Source organism: Rhodococcus sp. NPDC047139 (genome assembly GCF_040643435.1).
Lineage (GTDB): Bacteria > Actinomycetota > Actinomycetes > Mycobacteriales > Mycobacteriaceae > Rhodococcus.
Map to the genome: position 1 here is coordinate 198229 of NZ_JBEYUH010000006.1, position 17312 is coordinate 215540.

The 17312-nt window shown below is 68.5% G+C and carries 12 protein-coding genes; 5 read left to right on the top strand and 7 right to left on the bottom strand.

The genetic code is table 11. The features are described 5' to 3' along the window. Positions 1-123: 123 nt before the first annotated feature. The gene (locus ABZ789_RS10060) at positions 124-1296 is read left to right on the top strand and encodes an acyltransferase (RefSeq protein WP_358422715.1); all 1173 of its coding nucleotides are present in this window, start codon (positions 124-126) and stop codon (positions 1294-1296) included. Here ABZ789_RS10060 and ABZ789_RS10065 read toward each other — a convergent pair. The 4 genes from ABZ789_RS10065 to ABZ789_RS10080 all read right to left on the bottom strand — a co-directional run bounded on the left by ABZ789_RS10065 (position 1185) and on the right by ABZ789_RS10080 (position 7388). Beyond that, positions 1185-5477 carry an alpha-(1->3)-arabinofuranosyltransferase gene (locus ABZ789_RS10065; protein ID WP_358422718.1) on the bottom strand — a complete coding sequence of 1431 codons (4293 nt, stop codon included), beginning with the start codon at positions 5475-5477 and terminating at the stop codon, positions 1185-1187. The genes ABZ789_RS10060 and ABZ789_RS10065 overlap by 112 nt on opposite strands. Beyond that, a complete protein-coding gene (locus ABZ789_RS10070) occupies positions 5458-5631 on the bottom strand; it encodes a DUF2613 domain-containing protein (RefSeq protein WP_358422721.1) in 174 nt (57 codons plus the stop codon). Before ABZ789_RS10070 ends, ABZ789_RS10065 begins: the two co-directional genes overlap by 20 nt. 140 nt (positions 5632-5771) lie before the next feature. Beyond that, positions 5772-6854, bottom strand: coding sequence for an isochorismate synthase (locus ABZ789_RS10075; protein WP_358422724.1), 1083 nt, complete (start codon positions 6852-6854; stop codon positions 5772-5774). 66 nt (positions 6855-6920) lie between these two features. After that, the gene (locus tag ABZ789_RS10080; protein WP_358422727.1) at positions 6921-7388 is read right to left on the bottom strand and encodes a universal stress protein; all 468 of its coding nucleotides are present in this window, start codon (positions 7386-7388) and stop codon (positions 6921-6923) included. Between the two features lie 113 nt (positions 7389-7501). On the opposite strand from ABZ789_RS10080, the gene ABZ789_RS10085 reads away from it, so the two are divergent. Both ABZ789_RS10085 and ABZ789_RS10090 read left to right on the top strand, forming a co-directional pair. Further along, positions 7502-8683 (top strand): glycoside hydrolase family 3 N-terminal domain-containing protein, encoded by a 1182-nt coding sequence (locus ABZ789_RS10085; protein ID WP_358422730.1) that lies wholly within the window; start codon positions 7502-7504, stop codon positions 8681-8683. 74 nt (positions 8684-8757) lie between these two features. Further along, a complete protein-coding gene (locus ABZ789_RS10090) occupies positions 8758-9366 on the top strand; it encodes a TetR/AcrR family transcriptional regulator (RefSeq protein WP_358422733.1) in 609 nt (202 codons plus the stop codon). 85 nt (positions 9367-9451) lie between these two features. On the opposite strand, the gene ABZ789_RS10095 is transcribed toward ABZ789_RS10090, so the two are convergent. Together ABZ789_RS10095 and ABZ789_RS10100 are read right to left on the bottom strand one after the other, a co-directional pair. Then, on the bottom strand, positions 9452-10309 hold the full coding sequence (locus ABZ789_RS10095; protein WP_358422736.1) for a MaoC/PaaZ C-terminal domain-containing protein: 858 nt from the start codon (positions 10307-10309) through the stop codon (positions 9452-9454). Next, entirely contained in the window at positions 10310-11656 is a 1347-nt protein-coding gene (locus tag ABZ789_RS10100) for a 3-oxoacyl-ACP reductase (RefSeq protein ID WP_358422739.1), read from the bottom strand. A 124-nt stretch (positions 11657-11780) separates the two neighbouring features. Here ABZ789_RS10100 and ABZ789_RS10105 point away from each other — a divergent pair, with 124 nt between their 5' ends. Both ABZ789_RS10105 and ABZ789_RS10110 read left to right on the top strand, forming a co-directional pair. Continuing rightward, positions 11781-13094, top strand: coding sequence for an acetyl-CoA C-acetyltransferase (locus ABZ789_RS10105; protein WP_358422742.1), 1314 nt, complete (start codon positions 11781-11783; stop codon positions 13092-13094). Between the two features lie 227 nt (positions 13095-13321). Then, complete coding sequence (locus ABZ789_RS10110) at positions 13322-15973, top strand: VanW family protein (protein ID WP_358422745.1); 2652 nt, start codon at positions 13322-13324, stop codon at positions 15971-15973. 76 nt (positions 15974-16049) lie between these two features. Here the strand turns inward: ABZ789_RS10110 and ABZ789_RS10115 are convergent, their stop codons facing one another. Next, positions 16050-17258 (bottom strand): oxygenase MpaB family protein, encoded by a 1209-nt coding sequence (locus ABZ789_RS10115; protein WP_358422748.1) that lies wholly within the window; start codon positions 17256-17258, stop codon positions 16050-16052. Positions 17259-17312 lie beyond the last annotated feature (54 nt).

Sequence of the window (17312 nt, forward strand, 5' to 3'; positions counted from 1 at the left end):
ATATGCGCGCCCGCTCACCGCTGGGAAGGATCCGAAGTCGATCTTCATTACCTGCCGGGATCGTCTTCTTCGACGTGATCCTGCTCTGTCCGCGGCGGCGGTGACACGGCACACTGGTTGCCGATGACCACCAGCACCGACCGGAACCACCGCGTGAGCGGATTCCTTCCGGCCCTCGAGGGAATGCGCGGCTTTGCCGCGATGGGCGTGGTGATCACCCACGTCGCGTTCCAGACCGGAGCAGTTCACGACCCGCTGATCGGACGGGTGTGGGCGCGATTCGACCTCGCCGTCGCTCTGTTCTTCGCCCTGTCGGGTTTCCTGTTGTGGCGCCCGCACGCCGCAGCGGCCCGCGGACTCGGTCCGAGCCCGTCGACGGCCCGCTATTTCCTCTCCCGCGCGACCCGCATCCTGCCCGCCTACTGGACCGTTGTGATCCTGGTGTTGTGGCTGCTCCCCGGTGCAGGGGGAGGCGCCACGGTGTGGTGGGCCAATCTCACGCTCGTGCAGGTCTTCATCCCACTCACTCTCACCGACGGTCTCACCCAGATGTGGAGTCTGTCGGTGGAGGTCGCGTTCTATCTCGTGCTGCCGTTGCTCGCGGTGGCGGTGAGCGGTCTGCGCGGCGGCGCGGCGCGCTTCCGCATCCCGCTCATGCTCGCGGTGAGCGGCTTGTCGCTGCTGTGGGCGTGGGTTCCGGTGGACACGCCGGAGCACATCAACCACACCAACTGGCTTCCGGGTTTCCTGCCGTGGTTCGCGGCGGGCATGATCCTCGCCGAACTCGCCACCGGACCCGAGATCTGGGTGCACAGGCTCGCGAGGCGACGTGTGGCGATGGGAACGGTCGCCGTCGTCGCTTTCGCGGCTGCGGCGACCCCGCTGGGGGGATCCGAAACTCTCACCGATCTCGCGCCGGCGGAGTACTTCGCCAAGATCGCACTGGGCGCGATCATGAGCTTCGCGCTGCTCGCTCCCCTGACCCTCGCGCCACGCGAGAATCACCGCATTCTGGCGAGCCCGGTCGCGCTGGCGATCGGGCGCTGGTCGTACGGCCTGTTCATCTGGCATCTCGCGGTGCTGTCGATCATCTTTCCCGTGTTCGGGATCCCGGCGTTCGCAGGTCACTTCTGGTTCGTGCTCGCGGTGACGACCGTGCTGAGCCTGGCTGTGGCCTCGGTCAGCTACGCGCTCGTCGAGGAACCGTCGCGGGCGGCCTTCCATCGCTGGGAGAGGGCCCGGCGCGGCACCGCCGCCAGGCCGACCGCGACCACCCCGACGAGCGCCGCGAACTGAATCAGCGCCGAATGCCCGATATATCCCTCGGGTGACCGCCACGGCCCGGTGGACAACAGCGCCATCGCCAGCATGGTCGCGCCGCCTGCGATGACGACGAGGATGCGTGATGCGAGCGCCGGATTGCGACGTAGCGCGATCGCGCCGATCCCCGCCGCGCCGACGGCAACGACGACCGCGCCGACCACCCCTGCGAGGACCACCGCGGCGACCAGCACACCGGCCAGCGCGATCGTCGGCGAACGCCAGGTGCGCGGCATCGGTCCGGGGTCCGCATCGTCGCGACGACGTTGCGGCCACAGCGCCGCAGCGAACAACGGGAGCAGCAACAGCAGCCCACCGAAGATTCCGAGCCGATACCAGCGGTCGGTCGCGAACTCGAGCGTCAGCACCTGTTCCGGACCGGCCGGCACGATCCAGCCCTGCTGCCAGCCGTCCACGACGACGGGTGTGGCCTCGGCGCCGTCGGGAGTGCGTGCGACCCAGCCGACGTTGGTGCTCTCGGGCACCACCACGAGCCGATCCTCGTCTCCTTCCGGAACCGTCACTTCCCGGAGGTTCTCCGTCCAGCGGCCCTTTTGCAGTTCGGTGGGTTCCGGGGTGGGTGCCTCGGAACCCGGCACCGCGAGTTGCAGGCTCGAGACGACGAAGGCCGGGCCGGGACGAATGTCGATGTCGACCCGTCCCGGGTCGATTCCGACGACATCGCTGTCGCACAGCGTCGCGGGAACTTCCCTCCCCGCTGCGAGGTCGGCGACGCTCGCGGTGACGGAGGTGCGGTAGTTCCGCCCGCCGATGTCGACGACCGGCCCGGTTTCGCAGCCGACCGTCACCGTCTCGTCGTAGACGGATCGCTGTGTTCCGACGGGCCCGTCGTCGCCGAGCACGGTGACCTCCGCGAGTCCGGGCGGCGTCAGCTTCGAGAAGCCGAGCACGGTGCGGTCGAGGGTGTCGCGCCAGCGGACGACCGTGAGTTCGATTCGATCCGTGACGTGCGGGGCCAGATCTACGACCGTGTCGTCGCCGTCGAGTTCACGTACCTGCGGTCCGTTGCCCAGATTCACCGCGACCGCCGCCGGCGCGACCGGCAGTGCCCCCAGGGCCGTCTCGATGTCCAGTCCGGTCACTCGCCGGGCAGTGGGCAGTTCCAGCGTGAGCGACGGCCGGGGGGCACCGGGTTCGAGCGAGTCCTCCGTGGCCGTCCAGGACGTCCGCGGGTCGCCGTCGGTGAGGGCGAACGCCGATCCTTGCAGGTCCACGACATGGGCGTCGCCGCGTGCCACCACCCGGTCGGAGCGGTCCACGAGGTTCTCGAGGGCCGGCCCCGGCCGCGCACGCAGGTACAGCTGAGGCCGGACCCGGGTCTCCTCCGGCACGGTCAGGGTGCGGGTGAACGCGCCGGGCTCTTCTGCGGAGATGGCCAGCCCACGCGCGCAACGCACACGGTCGCCGGTGTCGACGCAGCTGCCGCGGCCCGGGAACTCCTGCCCGAGTTGCCAGCCGTGCACCGGCACGTTCCCGTCCGGGCCGGGCACCACGATGCGGCGGCGGATGTCGATCGGCCGCGGGTTGTTCCGGTCGGTGAAATCGTCGACGGACACCTCGGTGAGACCGAACTGGTTGCCGACGGTGCCTCGTTCGGTGTGCACGGACGTGATGCGGATCCACGAGGTACTGCCGAGCGGCAGCGCGACGGTCTGTTCGCGTCCCGGCTCGTCGACGCGCACGGCCGTGCTGCCGCGCTCGGTGCTCACCTCGAGCCACTCGACGGGATCGCCGAGGGCCCCGGGACTCGTCGTCAGGTGCAGCAGACCCGCTTCGATCGGCCGATCGAGGTCGAGTTGCAGCCACTGTCCGATCGCCGATTCGAGACCGTTGCTGTGCCAGCCGGTCGTCGGGTCGCCGTCGATCACCGCAGCCGGACTGCTCGTCACCGACGTACCGCCGAGCTGGGTGGCATCCGACGCTGCACTCGACACGCTGATGCGGGCGCCCTCCCATTCGGCACGGACCAGTTCGGTGTCCGGCACCGGATAGTCGGCGACCGAATTGTGGGTCCGGCGCGGATCGTCGGCCGCGCGGATCGCCGACGAATGGTGATCGACCTGCCCGTAGTCGGTCTCGCGATCTGTCGGGGTGTCGGTGATCGTCACCGCGTCGACGGGAACACCGGCGCGCGCCGCGTCGGCTGCGAGCAGGGTGGGACCGATGAAAGCGGGCTGCGAGGTGTTACGAGGCAGCAGCGACTCCGGGCCACCCTGCACGACCGGCACGTCGGCGACATCCACCGCATAGGGGCCGACGGGCGCCGCGGTGGGCTCGGTGACCCGGTAGATCTCCACGGCAGGATAGACCGGCCGCAGGTCGGCGTCGGTGACGAAGTCCTCGGGGTTCTCGAAGACGATGTCGTCGCCGAATTCGGCGACCTTCTCGATGCCCGGCGACCCGTCGAGCGCGCGATGGACGAGGGCGGGTCGCGTGGCCGGAGAGGTGTCGGGGTCGAGGTCGTTGCGTACCACCAGGTAGCCGATGCCCTGGCCGCGCAGGGTCGCGGCGAGACCGTCCGAGGGACGGCCGTCGGCGATGTCGCGTTGCACGGCGTCGAGCGCTCGGATCGCGCCGGGCGGGACGAGCGGCACCGCATCGCGTACAGCCCACGGCGTCGATGCGAGAGCCTGCAGCGGTTCGTCGCGGGTGAGCCCCCACAGTTGGCTGCCGAAAGGTGCTCCCGGAACGATCAGGGCCCGTTCGCCGCGCTCGCTCGTGTTGTCTTCGAGCCAGGCCGCCGCGGCGTGCCAGTGGCCGGGTACCTCGTCGTACGCGCCGCGCGGGGCGAGCCGGCCTGTCCACGCGAGCGACGTCGCGAGCGTCGCAGCGACGACGATCAGCGTCGTTACCGCGACCATCGGGTCACGCTCGGGGTGGGCGAAGGCGTTCCGGGCCCGCGACCACGGCACCGAGCCGGGCAGGGGCACGGCGCGGAGCAGGTGGGCGAGTCCGAGCACGAGCGGCAGACGCACGAGCGGCTCGAGCTTGTGCACATTGCGCAGTGGCGCACCGGTGGAGTCGAGGAACAACCGGACCTGCTCGGCGAACGGCGAGTCGAGCCCGCCGACGTAGCCGACTCCCATACCCACGAGACCCACCATCAGGATCAGGGTGAGGCGACCGCGTCCGGGCATCGACCGCATCGCGAGCCCGGCGAGCCCGGCGGCGGCGAGGGCACCTGTGACGAGGACCGCAGCCGGTTGCGTGACGAGGACGGCACCCGCGATTCGTTCGGGCGAGACGAAGGGAGTCCAGCTACTGGTGCCGCGCAGGACCTCGGCGAGTGAGGTCCACTCGGTGGTCACGCCGGAGGATTCGATGAAGTCGAGGAACGGGGGGCTGACGCGGCCGAGCAGCAGCAGGGGCACCATCCACCAGGTGACCGCCACGATGCACAGCGGAAGCCACCACAGGGTGAACTGCCACCAGCGGCGATTCGGACGGTGCGCCGCCCACCACAGGGCCGCGACCAGGCACGCGGACGCGGTCGCGACGGCGTTGATCGCACCCATGAGGGCCACCGCGGCGGCGGACCGTGCGGCGAGCCGGCGCGGTGAGCCGGGGTTCGGTGTGCCCAGATACCGCACGAGCGGGAGCAGCACCCACGGCGCCAGAAGCATCGGATGGGCTTCCGACGAGATGGAACCGAGTGTCGTGAGTACGCGCGGAGACAGTGCGAACACCGTCGCCGCGATCAGGCGGGAGCCGCGGTTTCCGACTCCGAGCGCTTCGGCGAGCCGGACGATGCCCCAGAATCCGGCGACGAGCAGCAGCACCCACCACACCCGCTGGGTGATCCACGGGGGAATGTGCAGTAGTTGTCCCACGGCGAAGAACGAGCCGTGCGGGAAGAAGTAGCCGTACGCCTGGTTCTGTACCTGCCCGAGCGGCGCCACACTGCTCCATTGGTGAGCGGCGCGTGTGAGGAAGCCGATCGGGTTCTGGGTCAGGTCGTACTTGGTGTCGGCGACGACCAGGCCGGGAACCTGGGCGAACGACAGGACCACTGCCACTGCGGTGACTGCGTACAGCCACCGCCGGGACAGTGGTTCGGCGGACGGGAGGTCCGTCCCGCCTCGGTACGTGCGTGAACTCGAAGCGTTGCGGCCGCCGTCAGCGGCTGCCGTACTCAACCTGGTTCAGGAGGGACGAATCGGCGTTGCCACTGCGATCGATCTGAGGGCGCGAGTCCTCCTGCACGGCGGCCGTCACGCCGAAGACCGCTACGGCGCCGAGCACGGCACCGACGACCACGCTACCCAGGCCCGGTCCCAGGAACTTCCCCATTCCGTCTCCCCATCTCCAGTGACGCACGTCGTCATCTCCGGACGCCACGCTGTCTATCGGTCCGCGCCAAACTATCACCCCGGGAGTGCCCGGCGGACGGCACGAGCCCTCGGCCCGATCTCCGCGCACACCGAGGTGGTCTACACGGACAGTGCGCCGAGCAGCGTCCGTAGTTTCGCGCTCGTCTCGTCCAGTTCGGTGAGGGGGTCGGAGTCGGCCACGATGCCACCTCCGGCCCACGCGACCGCACGCCGGCCGTCGGAGCTCAGCTCCGCGCACCGGATGGCGACGAACCAGTCGCCGTCCCCCGCCTCGTCGCACCAGCCCACCGCGCCACCGTAGAAGCGCCGGTCGCCCTCGACCCTGGAGATCAGGTCGAGCGCGGCCTCGGTGGGAGTACCGGCCACTGCCGGTGTGGGGTGGAGGAGGTGCGCGAGAGTCAGGGCATCGGTGTCGGGGTCGCGCAGTGTGCCGGTGATCGGGGTGGCGAGGTGCCAGACATCGGGCGTCTTGGTGAGCTCGGGTTTCTCGGGGATCTCGAGCTCGCTGCACAACGGCGCCAGACGTGAGCGGATCCAATCGACGACGTAGACGTGCTCGGCGAGGTTCTTGCTCGACGCCAGCAATTCCTCACCTGCACGGCGATCCTCCTCCGGATCGGCACGGCGTGCTGCCGTGCCGGCGAGGGGGCAGCACGTGACGGTGCTGCCGTGGCGGCTGACGAGCCGTTCGGGACTCGCGCCGACCAGCGTGTGACCCCAGTAGCGTTCACCGGCCGCACTCAGGTCCAGCGCGTACGTCGCCGCCTCGGGGTGACGTTCGATCATGCGGGCTGCGAGGGCGAGAGGGTCGAGAGGCTCGTCGGCCTCGAGCGCGATCCGCCGCGCAGCGACTACCTTCTCCATCTCTCCGAGAGACAGTTGCTCGACGAGTCGTCGCACCCGCTCGACATGCACGCGGGGCAGCGGCAGTTCGGCGGACAGGCGCACCGAGGGAAGACTCGGCAGGCCGGGCGGGATCTGCCACGGCCCGTCGGTGATCTCGACCTTCTCGGGCTGCGCGAGGGCCATCGGACGGTGCGGTGAGAACGGCAGTGCACCGACGACGAGCGTCGCCTTGCCGCTGCGGAGGGCTCGTGTGGCGGAGTGGACGTCGTCGAAGAACCGGCGGGTGCCGGTGGCGTGAACCGTACGTTCGGCGCGCGAGAGCAGGAATCCGTCCATGGTGGATCGACAATATCCCTGCTTGCCCCCGCCCTTGCCGAAGACCGGGGTGACCGGGGGTGGGCCTCAGCGCCCGGGAGGCACGATCAGGACCGGCCGGTGACTGTGCCGGAGCACATGGTCGGCCACGGACGACTGCAGCAGCGAGCGCAGGCCGGTCGTGCCGCGGGTACCGGTGACGATGATGTCGACGTCCAGCTCGTCGGCCGCCTCGATGATCGCCGACCACACCGCGTTCACGACCTCGACGGTGCGGCCCTCGGCGGACAGGCCCACCGAGCGAGCCAGTTCGAGTCCTTCGTCGTTGGTCGTCCGGGCGTCGGACAACGCGACGTCCTCGCTGTCCTCGTCGGGCACCCAGTCGGGTTGCATGACACCGGACAGACCGGACATACGGGCAGCCTGCCGAACCATCGGTTCCCAGGCGGTGACGACGACGGCGCGGCAGGATTCGAGGAAGCGGCCCGCGTACCGCACGGCACGCTTGGAGTTCTCGGAACCGTCGTATGCGATGAGGATCAGATCTGCGCCCACCGCGCACCCCCTGGATCGGATTCGGATGTTCGGGTGCACCTTAACCTGCCAGGACGCCTGTCGGGGAGGTTCGAACTGTGGGTGGTCGCGGCCCGTCCGCTACCGTCGGCGGCATGCGGATCCGTCATTCTGTCGCTGCCGTGCTCACGGTCGTCCTCGCCACCGCGGGGTGCGCCTCCTCGGACTCGGGGAGCGGCGATACGACGACCCCGGCGAGTTCGACCCCCGGCTCGTCCACTGCCACCGCGACCACCACGACCACGACGGATGCGACTGCGACCGCGACCTCGGGCATCTGCGGCGACGATCTGCTCGCCCGGCTGACCCTGCGACAGAAGCTCGCTCAGCTGCTCAATGTGGGGGTCACCGGTGCCGCCGATGCGCAGGCGATCATCGAGGCCGAGCAGATCGGCGGGATCTTCATCGGCAGCTGGACCGACGCTTCGATGCTCACAGACCGTCTCGTGCCGCAGGTCGCGGCGAAGAGTGAGTTGCCGTTGATGGTCACCATCGACGAGGAGGGCGGGCGTGTGTCCCGCGTGGGTGCGCTGTTCGGGCCCGATCCGTCCGCGCGGGTGACGGCGCAGACGATGACGGTCGACGAGACCTACCGGATGGCGTTCGAGCGCGGGCAGGAACTGAAGTCGCTGGGCATCACGGTCGACTTCGCTCCGGATGTGGACGTGAGCAGCCAGCCCGACGACTCGGTCATCGGCGACCGCTCGTTCTCCGACGATCCCGCGATCGTCACCGAGTACGCCGGGGCGTACGCGCGGGGACTGCTCGACGCGGGGATCATGCCCGTGCTCAAGCACTTTCCGGGGCACGGTTCGGCATCGGGGGATTCGCACACCGGTGCGGTGACCACCCCGCCGATCGGGCAACTCCAGCAGATCGACCTCGTGCCCTATCGCAGTCTGGTCTCGCCCGAGGTGGGCGTCATGCTCGGTCACCTCGACGTGCCGGGACTGACCGGCGGACTTCCGGCGAGTATCAGCCCGGCAGCGGTGGACCTGCTCCGCTCGGGTGCTTACGGCGGCCCTGCCTTCGACGGCGTGATCTTCACCGACGACCTGTCGGGGATGCGGGCGATCACCGACACCTACGACATCACCGAGGCTGTGGAGGCGGCGATGGTGGCTGGCGTGAACCAGGCGCTGTGGCTGACCACGGCCGAGGTTCCCGCTGTGCTCGACCATCTCGAGCAGGTCGTCGCGGAAGGCACCCTCTCGGCCGAATGGGTCGACGAGTCGGTGCGGACGGTGACACGCGCGAAGGGTGGCCTGGACTGCTGAATTCGTGGCAGTGCCTCGGCGACGGGTTTCCTACCGTAGAGTAAGAACTCGATTCGAGAATGCCGGGAGGAGTCATGGCGGGCGGAACCAAGCGATTGCCGCGTGCGGTGCGCGAGCAACAGATGCTGGACGCCGCCGTCGACGTGTTCTCCGAGAACGGCTTTCACAACACGTCCATGGATGCGATCGCGGCGCGGGCGTCGATTTCGAAACCGATGCTCTATCTGTACTACGGCTCGAAGGACGAACTGTTCGCCGCATGCATCGCCCGCGAGGGTCAGCGCTTCGTCGAAGCGTTGACACCGGCCGGGGCCCCGAATCTTGCGCCGCGCGAGCAACTGCGTGTCGCGCTGGAGTCGTTCCTCGGTTTCGTCGACCAGCACCGGCCTTCGTGGATGGTCCTCTACCGTCAGGCGCTGTCTCAACAGGCCTTCGCGCCTCAGGTGCAGGGCAGCCGCGACCGCCTGATCGAACTCACCGCGCATCTGCTCGAATCGAGTACGCGCGATCCCGAACCCGGTACGAACTTCACCATCATGGCTGTCGCGCTCGTCGGCGCCGGTGAGGCTGTCGCCGACCGCATCGCCGGTGGTGAGATCGACGTACAGCAGGCCGCGGATCTGCTCGAGAATCTTGCGTGGCGCGGACTCGCCGGTCGCAAGCGCTCCGAACAGCCGCACTGATCGCCCCTGCCCGCCAGAGCGATTCGGGCGGGGCGGAACGCCCCCATCGCGTCCCGCCCCGCCCGAAGTTCCGGAGTTCCCCGTTCTAACGCAGCGTGGCCGTCAGATGTGGGTACTGCTTTTTCGGGTGCCGCAGCGCGAGATCCCAGCCGTCCGCGACGTGCTTCGCGTAGAGGTTCAGCGACGACGGCAACAGCACCGGCTTACCGAAGCGCACCGCATAGGTGACCTTGCCGGGGATGCGGCCTTCGACGGCAGACAGTGTCGCCGCCGCACTCCACATGCCGTGGGCGATGGTCTTCGGGAATCCGAATGCCTTGGCGCCCAATGTCGAGACGTGGATCGGGTTGCGGTCACCGGAGACCGCGGCGTAGCGGTCGATGACTTTCTGATCCACTCGCAGGGTGGAGGTGGGGACCGCTGGGATCTCCTCTTCCTTCGGTTCCTTCCTGGGCTCTCCCGACAGCGACGTGCGCTGCTGGTGCAGGAAGGTCGATGTCTGCCGCCACACGAGTTCGCGCCCGACGTTGACCTCGCTGACGAGATCGACGAGCAGACCCTTGCGGTGTTCGCGCATGTTCTCCGCGTGCACCACGAGGTCGAGCGGTTCGGTGACCGAGATGGGCCGGAACTGCTCGATCACGTTCTCGGCGTGGACGGACCCCACGGCGGCGAACGGAAAGCCCTTGGACACCATCAGTTTCATCACGAGCGGGAAGGTGAGGATGAACGGATAGGTCAGCGGCAGAGTGTCGCCGAAACGCAGACCGCACACCTTGGTGTACTCGGCAAGATTGTCGGGATCGACCTTCAGTGACCGCAGTACGAGAGTGTCGTCGGGCAGTTCGTCGCCCGAGGCGCCGACCACCGGCAGCGCCCCGAGCACGGCGCGGCTGTAGATGTCGAAGGTCGACGGCAGCGAGGGCAGTTCGATCCGTGCCATCTAGGCCCCCAGCATGGACTGGCCGCACACACGCACGACCTGCCCGGTCACGGCGCTCGACGCGGGGTTCGCGAACCATGCGACGGTCTCGGCCACATCGACGGTCTCGCCGCCCTGCTGCAGCGAGCTCATCAGCCGGCCGGCCTCACGGGTGCCGACAGGGATCGCGGCCGTCATGGCGGTCTCGATGAACCCGGGAGCGACGGCGTTGACGGTGATCTTCTTGTCGGCGAGCACCTCGCTGGTCGCCTGGACGAGGCCGATGACGCCGGCCTTGGACGCACCGTAGTTGGTCTGGCCGCGGTTACCGGCAATGCCCGCGATCGACGACACGTCGATCACACGGCCGCCTTCCTTCAGCGCGCCCTTCTCGACCAGTACCTCGGTGATCTTCTGCGGGGCGATGAGGTTGACGGCCATCACTGCGTTCCAGCGAGCGGCGTCCATGTTCACGAGCAGCTTGTCGCGGGTGATGCCGGCGTTGTGGACGATGATGTCGGCCCCACCGTGACGCTCGAGCAGGTGGGCGGCGAGCTTGTCGCCGGCGTCGGGTGCCGTCACGTCGAGGGCGAATGCCGTGCCGCCGACCTTGTTGGCCGTCTCGGCCAGGGCGTCGCCGGCTGCGGGCACATCGGCTGCGACGACCGTCGCGCCGTCGCGTGCGAGCACCTCGGCGATCGTCGCGCCGATGCCTCGGGCCGCGCCGGTGACGACCGCGACCTTCCCGGCGAGCGGACGGTCCCAGGATTCGGGGGCGGTGGCGTCACCCTCACCGATACGGATCACCTGGGCGTCGACGAAGGCGGACTTCGCCGAGAGCAGGAAGCGCAGGGTCGACTCGACGCCGGACAGGCCGGTAGCAGCCTTGGGGGAGACGTAGACGAGCTGGACCGTGGCGCCGCGACGCAGTTCCTTGCCGACACTGCGGGTGAAGCCTTCGAGAGCGCGCTGGGCGATGCGCTCGTCGACGGATCCGGCCTCTTCGGGTGTGGTGCCCAACACGACGACGCGGCCGCTCGGGGCGAGATTGCGCAGGGCGGGCTGGAAGAAAGTGAAGAGCTGTTCGAGGCCCGCGGGCTCGGTGATACCGGTAGCGTCGAACACGAGAGCGCCGAACTTCGTGTCGGACGGCTCGGCGAACGTGTAGTCGCTCAGGAGGTTGCGGATCGGTTCGATCAGGCGGCCGTTACCGCCGAGAAGTACGGGGCCGGGGAGCGCAGGCTCGCCGGGCTGGTAGCGGCGGAGCTTCTCGGGCTGCGGCAGGCCGAACTGCTTGGCGAGGAACGCTCCGGGTGCGGACGAGATGAGCTGGGCGTAGAGCTTGGGTGCGCCCTTGGCTTCGGCCACGATTCCACCTTCTTCGATTCGGTCGTCGGTGCAGTGTTCGACAGCACGCGTGTTCGACAACAACTTACCCGTGAGTAAGAATAGTAGCCAGAATTCGAATCCGTCCGAAAACCGGGAGACACCAGTGACCACCAAAGCCCGTTCCACGCAGCAGCGACGTGTCGCAGTTCTCGGAGGCAACCGGATCCCCTTCGCCCGCTCCGACCGCAAGTACGCGCGTGCCTCGAACCAGGACATGTTCACCGCGACCCTCGACGGCCTGGTCGGTCGCTTCAACCTCCAGGGTGAGCGGCTCGGCGCCGTGGTCGGCGGTGCGGTTCTCAAACACAGTCGCGACTTCAACCTCATGCGGGAGTGCGTGCTCGGCAGCGCACTGAGCCCCTACACCCCGGCCTGGGACCTCCAGCAGGCATGTGGCACGGGCCTGCAGTCGATCATCGCGGTCGGCGACGCCATCGCCGCCGGACGGATCGAAGCGGGCATCGGCGGCGGCGTCGACACCACCTCGGACGCCCCGATAGCGGTGAGCAACCAGCTGCGCGAGTTCCTGCTGTCCCTGAACCGAGCCCGGTCCACCGCCGATCGGGTCAAGCTGCTCGGCAACGTCCGCCCCTCGATGCTGGGCATCGAGATCCCCCGCAATGGCGAACCGCGCACCGGTCTGTCGATGGGCGAGCACGCCGCGATCACCGCGAAGGAATTCGGTATCGCTCGCGAGGCCCAGGACGAACTGGCTGTCGCGAGCCATCACAATATGGCCGCGGCCTACGACCGCGGATTCTTCGACGACCTGGTCACCCCGTTCCTTGGCCTGACCCGCGACGACAACCTGCGGCCCGATTCGTCGGTCGAGAAGCTGGCGACGCTGAAGCCGGTCTTCGGAAACAAGCTCGGCGAGGCCACCATGACCGCGGGCAACTCCACGCCGCTCACCGACGGCGCGTCGGCTGCTCTGCTGTCGAGCGAGGAGTGGGCTGCCGATCGCAAGCTGCCCGTGCTCGCCTATCTCGTGGATTCGGAGACGGCTGCGGTCGATTACATCCACGGAGGCGACGGGCTGCTCATGGCCCCCACCTACGCCATTCCGCGCCTGCTGAAGCGTAACGGCCTGACCCTGCAGGATTTCGACTTCTACGAGATCCACGAGGCGTTCGCGTCCGTGGTGCTCGCAACTCTCCAGGCGTTCGAGTCGGAGGAGTACTGCAAGGGCAAGCTCGGTCTCGACGCACCGCTGGGATCGATCGATCGCAGCAAGCTCAACGTCAACGGCTCGTCGCTGGCCGCCGGTCATCCGTTCGCCGCGACCGGTGGGCGAATCGTCGCATCACTGGCGAAGATGCTGCATGAGAAGAAGCAGGAGACCGGCAAGCCGGTGCGCGGCCTGATCTCCATCTGCGCCGCGGGTGGACAGGGCGTGACCGCGATTCTGGAGGCCTGATCACGCGCCCTGTACTCGGGCGGAAAAAGAATTTCGATCGGTGTGTAACATTCGCCGATCCACAGCGATAGACCCATCGACCCCGCGCTGCTGCCTGACCCCCGACCTGGTAGCAACGCGGGGTCTTCGCCATTCCGGACGCAGCCGCTTCGAACCGGGGCACTACCCTGGAAAGCAGGTAGTCGGCGCGCAAATCGAGGGCGTGCCAAGCTTGCGAAGGGAACTGGGTGAGCGGCAGTAACAGGACCGACGACTCCCATCACGAAAATGAGGACGCTCGGAGCGAGCATCCCGGTCGGTCGATGGAATCCGATCGTGCGGATGACAGCGCGTCGGCTCCTACCGCGCGTTTCGAAGCGGTTGATCCGTCTCGTGAGGTGACCGATCCGGACCGTCGCGGTGGTGCCGAGCCGGAGACGAGCGGTGTGACCGTGCCGGAGACGAGCGGTGTGACCGTGCCGGAGACGAGCGGTGTGACCGTGCCGGAGGCGAGCGGTGTGACCGTGCCGGAGGCGAGCGGTGTGACCGTGCCGGAGGCGAGCGGTGTGACCGTGCCGGAGACCAGCGGTGCGACCGAACCCGGTGCCGCGACGGAGGCATCCGGTGGGAACGTGAACGAGGCCGCAACCGAGAGCGTGAACGCAGACGAGACCCCGACCGAGAGCGTGAACGCGGACGAGACCCCGACCGAGAATGTGCACCCCTCGGAGGCCCCGACCGCGGTCATCCCGATCGTGAAGCCCTGGGAGCAGACGCCGGGAAACGCTCCCGCCGCCACCGATCGAATCCTCCGCGCTTCCGGTGAGGACTCGCCCGGTCGGGCGAATCCGGGACAGCCCCGTCCGGTGGACCCCGCACAGCCGAGTCCGGCGGGTCCTGTCCCGCCTGCCACGACAGCCATGCCCCCCACTGCTCACGGGCCGCAGAGCGATCAGCCGACCCAGCAGATGCAGGCCGGATCGCCGCCGCAGGGTCCGCCGCCGGCCACCCCACCGCCCACGGGCGGACCGGGCGGACCGGGCGGTTCGGGGGACGAGCCGAACAAGCCGTGGTCGAATCTGCCGAAGCGCACGATCGCGCTCGTCGTCGGTGGGGTCCTCGCGTTTCTGACGGTGCTGTACGTGGCCGATCTCGCGCTGTCGTCGGGCAAGGTGCCGCGGGGCGTCGCCGTCGCAGGGATCGAGGTCGGCGGCATGTCGCTCGACGACGCCGAGGCAACGCTGAACGAGCAGCTCACGCCGCGTCTCGATACTCCTGTCGACGTCATTGCCGGCGACACCGAGGGGCAGATCGTGCCGTCACAGGCCGGGATCGGGATCGACTGGCCCGCGACGCTCGACCGGGTCGGGTCGCAGCCTCTGAACCCGTTCACGCGGCTGGCGTCCTTCTTCGGCACCGAGGAAGTCGGTGTGGTCTCCTCGCGCGACGAAGCCGCTCTCACCGCCGCGATCGAGAATGCGGCCGTCGCCGCCGCGCACGAACCTCGCGAGGGCAACATCCTCTTCGAGGAGGGCACACCTGTGCCGGTGACCCCTCAGCCGGGCCAGCGGCTCGATGTCGCCCTCGCCGGCGACGTGTTCGCCGAGCGGTGGCCGTTCGGCGAGGTGTCGTTGCCTGTCGAGAGTGTCGACGTCACCGTCACCCGTGAGGGACTCGACCGGGCTCTCGCAGAGATCGCGGTTCCGGCCGTGACTCAGGATCTGGTCGTCAGGGGAGCCGACGGCATCACCGGTGTGCTTCCCCGCGACGCGGTGGGTGCCGTCCTCTCGTTCGTCCCGGACGGTGCCGGTGGGCTCGACCCCCAGTACAACACCGACGCCGCGATCGGGATCCTCGCGCCGCAGCTGGCCGCGTCCGAGACCGAGCCGGAGAGCGCGCGGATCGTCCTCGACGGCGGTCGCCCGACGATCATCCCAAGTAAGGCCGGCGAGCTCGTCGACTGGCCGGTCACCCTCGAGAATCTGCCCGATCTGCTGAAGGAGGAGGTCGACCGCAGCATCGACGCGGTGTACAAGAAGGCCGAACCGGAACTCACCACGGAAGGTGCCGAGAAGCTCGGAATCAAGGAGGTGGTCTCGGAGTTCACCACCAGTGGGTTCGAGTACGCCTCCGGTGTGAACATCCGCCTGGCGGCGCAGGAGATCAACGGCGCCATCGTCGAGCCCGGCGAGACGTTCTCCTTCAACGCCTACACGGGTCCGCGCGGCGCGGCGCAGGGTTACGTCGAATCGGGCATCATCGAGGCCGGACGACCCGGCAAGGCCGTGGGCGGCGGAATCAGTCAGCTCGCGACCACCCTCTACAACGCGACCTACTTCGCCGGTATGGAGGACGTCGAGCACACCGAGCACAGCTACTACATCTCCCGGTACCCGGCGGCGCGCGAGGCCACGATCTACGACGGTGCGATCGACCTGAAGTTCCGCAATCCCTTCGATACCGGTGTGCTGATCCAGACGATCGGCACCAGCTCGGACATCACCGTGCGCATTTGGGGGACGAAGACGGTCGACGTGCAGTCGATCACCGGAAACCGCACGAACTTCACCTCACCCAACACGATCACGCTGCCGGCCGGGCCCGCCTGCATCGCGTCGAGCGGCGCGCAGGGCTTCACCGTCACCGACACCAGGATCGTCACGGATGCCCGCACCGGAGCACAGATCTCGAACACCACGCGTACGGTGCGCTACGACCCGGTTCCGATCGTCAAGTGCGTGAGCCCCGAACCGGAAAAGCGCGACGAACCCGCGCCTTCCGGCGAGGGCGACGGCTCGGATTCCGGTGCTTCCGAGTCGAGTCCCGCCTCGTCCGCGCCGGCGCCCGCCTCCGAGTCGTCTGCGGTCGAAGAGCCCGCGCCGGGCGCGACCGAGGAGTAACGGACGATCCCGAGACGAAGGGGAGGTCGTGTGCGGTCCGGTAACGGATCACGCACACAACCTCCCTCTCGTTTTCTCACTCCGGAAGTGGCACCACGTCGGGGATCTCCCCGTCGAGGATGCGTAGCTGCGCGTCGCGCAACTGCTTCTCGCCGAGTCGCTGCAGCCACGCCTTCCCGGCCGGGAAACGGCCGATGACATGGTGTTTGGCGACGTTGACGGCGAAGCGGCCCGCCGGATACCAGGGCGGGCGCAGCGGAACCTTCAGAGCGCGGACTCCGGACGGGCCGAGCAGGGTCGTCGCGAGCGACAGTCCGCGTTCGTATTCGTACCGCCGGCGCAGCGCCTGGAAGCGGGGATAACGGGTGTGGAGGGGAAGTTCGACGAGCGAGGCGGCGAGCATGTAGCTGTTCTCGTCGGCGGCCGGGGACGACGACCCGATCTGGTACATCATCCGTAGACCGGCCCGCTCCTCGAACCGCAGCCACTTCGGATCGACACCCATCAGCCATCCCACATAGGCCCACAGGTGGAGGACGGCCTCGGCCTCACGCCGGGTGTACCGCACGCCCAGCACGCGGGTATGGAGGAGGAAGGTGATCGAGAACAGGCCCAGCGTGCCCGCCTGGTCGAACTGGTTGACGGGCAGCCCGCGGAACTCGGTGTCCCACCCGGCGTCGTGCTCGTGGTGGTAGTCGACGAAGGCATGCATGAGCCGCACGTGAACCGAGAGTTCGAAACCTTTCCCGAATCGCTCGAGTCCACCCTCGGAGACGCATGCGTTCCACCAGGTCCCGGTTTCGGCGATGCGGCGGCGGGTGCGTTCACCGGTGAGACGTCCGGACGACGTCAGTACCGGCAGGGGACCGGAGTTGTTGTAGCCGCCGAGCAGCGAACCGTAGGCGAGGACGTCGCCGACATCGGACCCGACCCTGCGCAGGGTGCGCGCGCCGAGGGCGATCTTGTCCCGATCGACCCAGGCGGGGGTCTCCTCGAGCATCGCGAAGTACTTCCGGAGCACAGGAGGTGCGTGCGGCACGGCGTCGATGCCTTCGGCGAGCGCGGTGCGGAACTGCGCGAGCGTGACGGTGCGGTCGCGGCGGATGGCTCGCACGAGTTCCGCGCTGGGTTCGTCGCGTTCGAGCAGGGCGCGGCGCAACGCGTCTTCTTCGTCGGGAGTGGCGTCCGGTGCTCGTCCGGCGAACGGGCGCAGCGGAGCAGTGATGCGCGCCGCCTTCTTGCGATCGCGCATGTACCGGGTGGTCGACGTGCCGGTGATGGTCACAAAGGTCAGCGTGCTACTGACAACCGAGGTTGTCAACAGTCGTTCCCGAGCTGT

Excerpts from the sequence above, each read along its gene's own strand:
- ABZ789_RS10060 (WP_358422715.1), top strand. The coding sequence starts at position 124 with ATGACCACCAGCACCGACCGGAACCACCGCGTGAGCGGATTCCTTCCG.
- ABZ789_RS10085 (WP_358422730.1), top strand. The coding sequence starts at position 7,502 with ATGCGGATCCGTCATTCTGTCGCTGCCGTGCTCACGGTCGTCCTCGCC.
- ABZ789_RS10075 (WP_358422724.1), bottom strand. The coding sequence starts at position 6,854 with ATGGACGGATTCCTGCTCTCGCGCGCCGAACGTACGGTTCACGCCACC.
- ABZ789_RS10090 (WP_358422733.1), top strand. The coding sequence starts at position 8,758 with ATGGCGGGCGGAACCAAGCGATTGCCGCGTGCGGTGCGCGAGCAACAG.
- ABZ789_RS10095 (WP_358422736.1), bottom strand. The coding sequence starts at position 10,309 with ATGGCACGGATCGAACTGCCCTCGCTGCCGTCGACCTTCGACATCTAC.
- ABZ789_RS10070 (WP_358422721.1), bottom strand. The coding sequence starts at position 5,631 with ATGGGGAAGTTCCTGGGACCGGGCCTGGGTAGCGTGGTCGTCGGTGCC.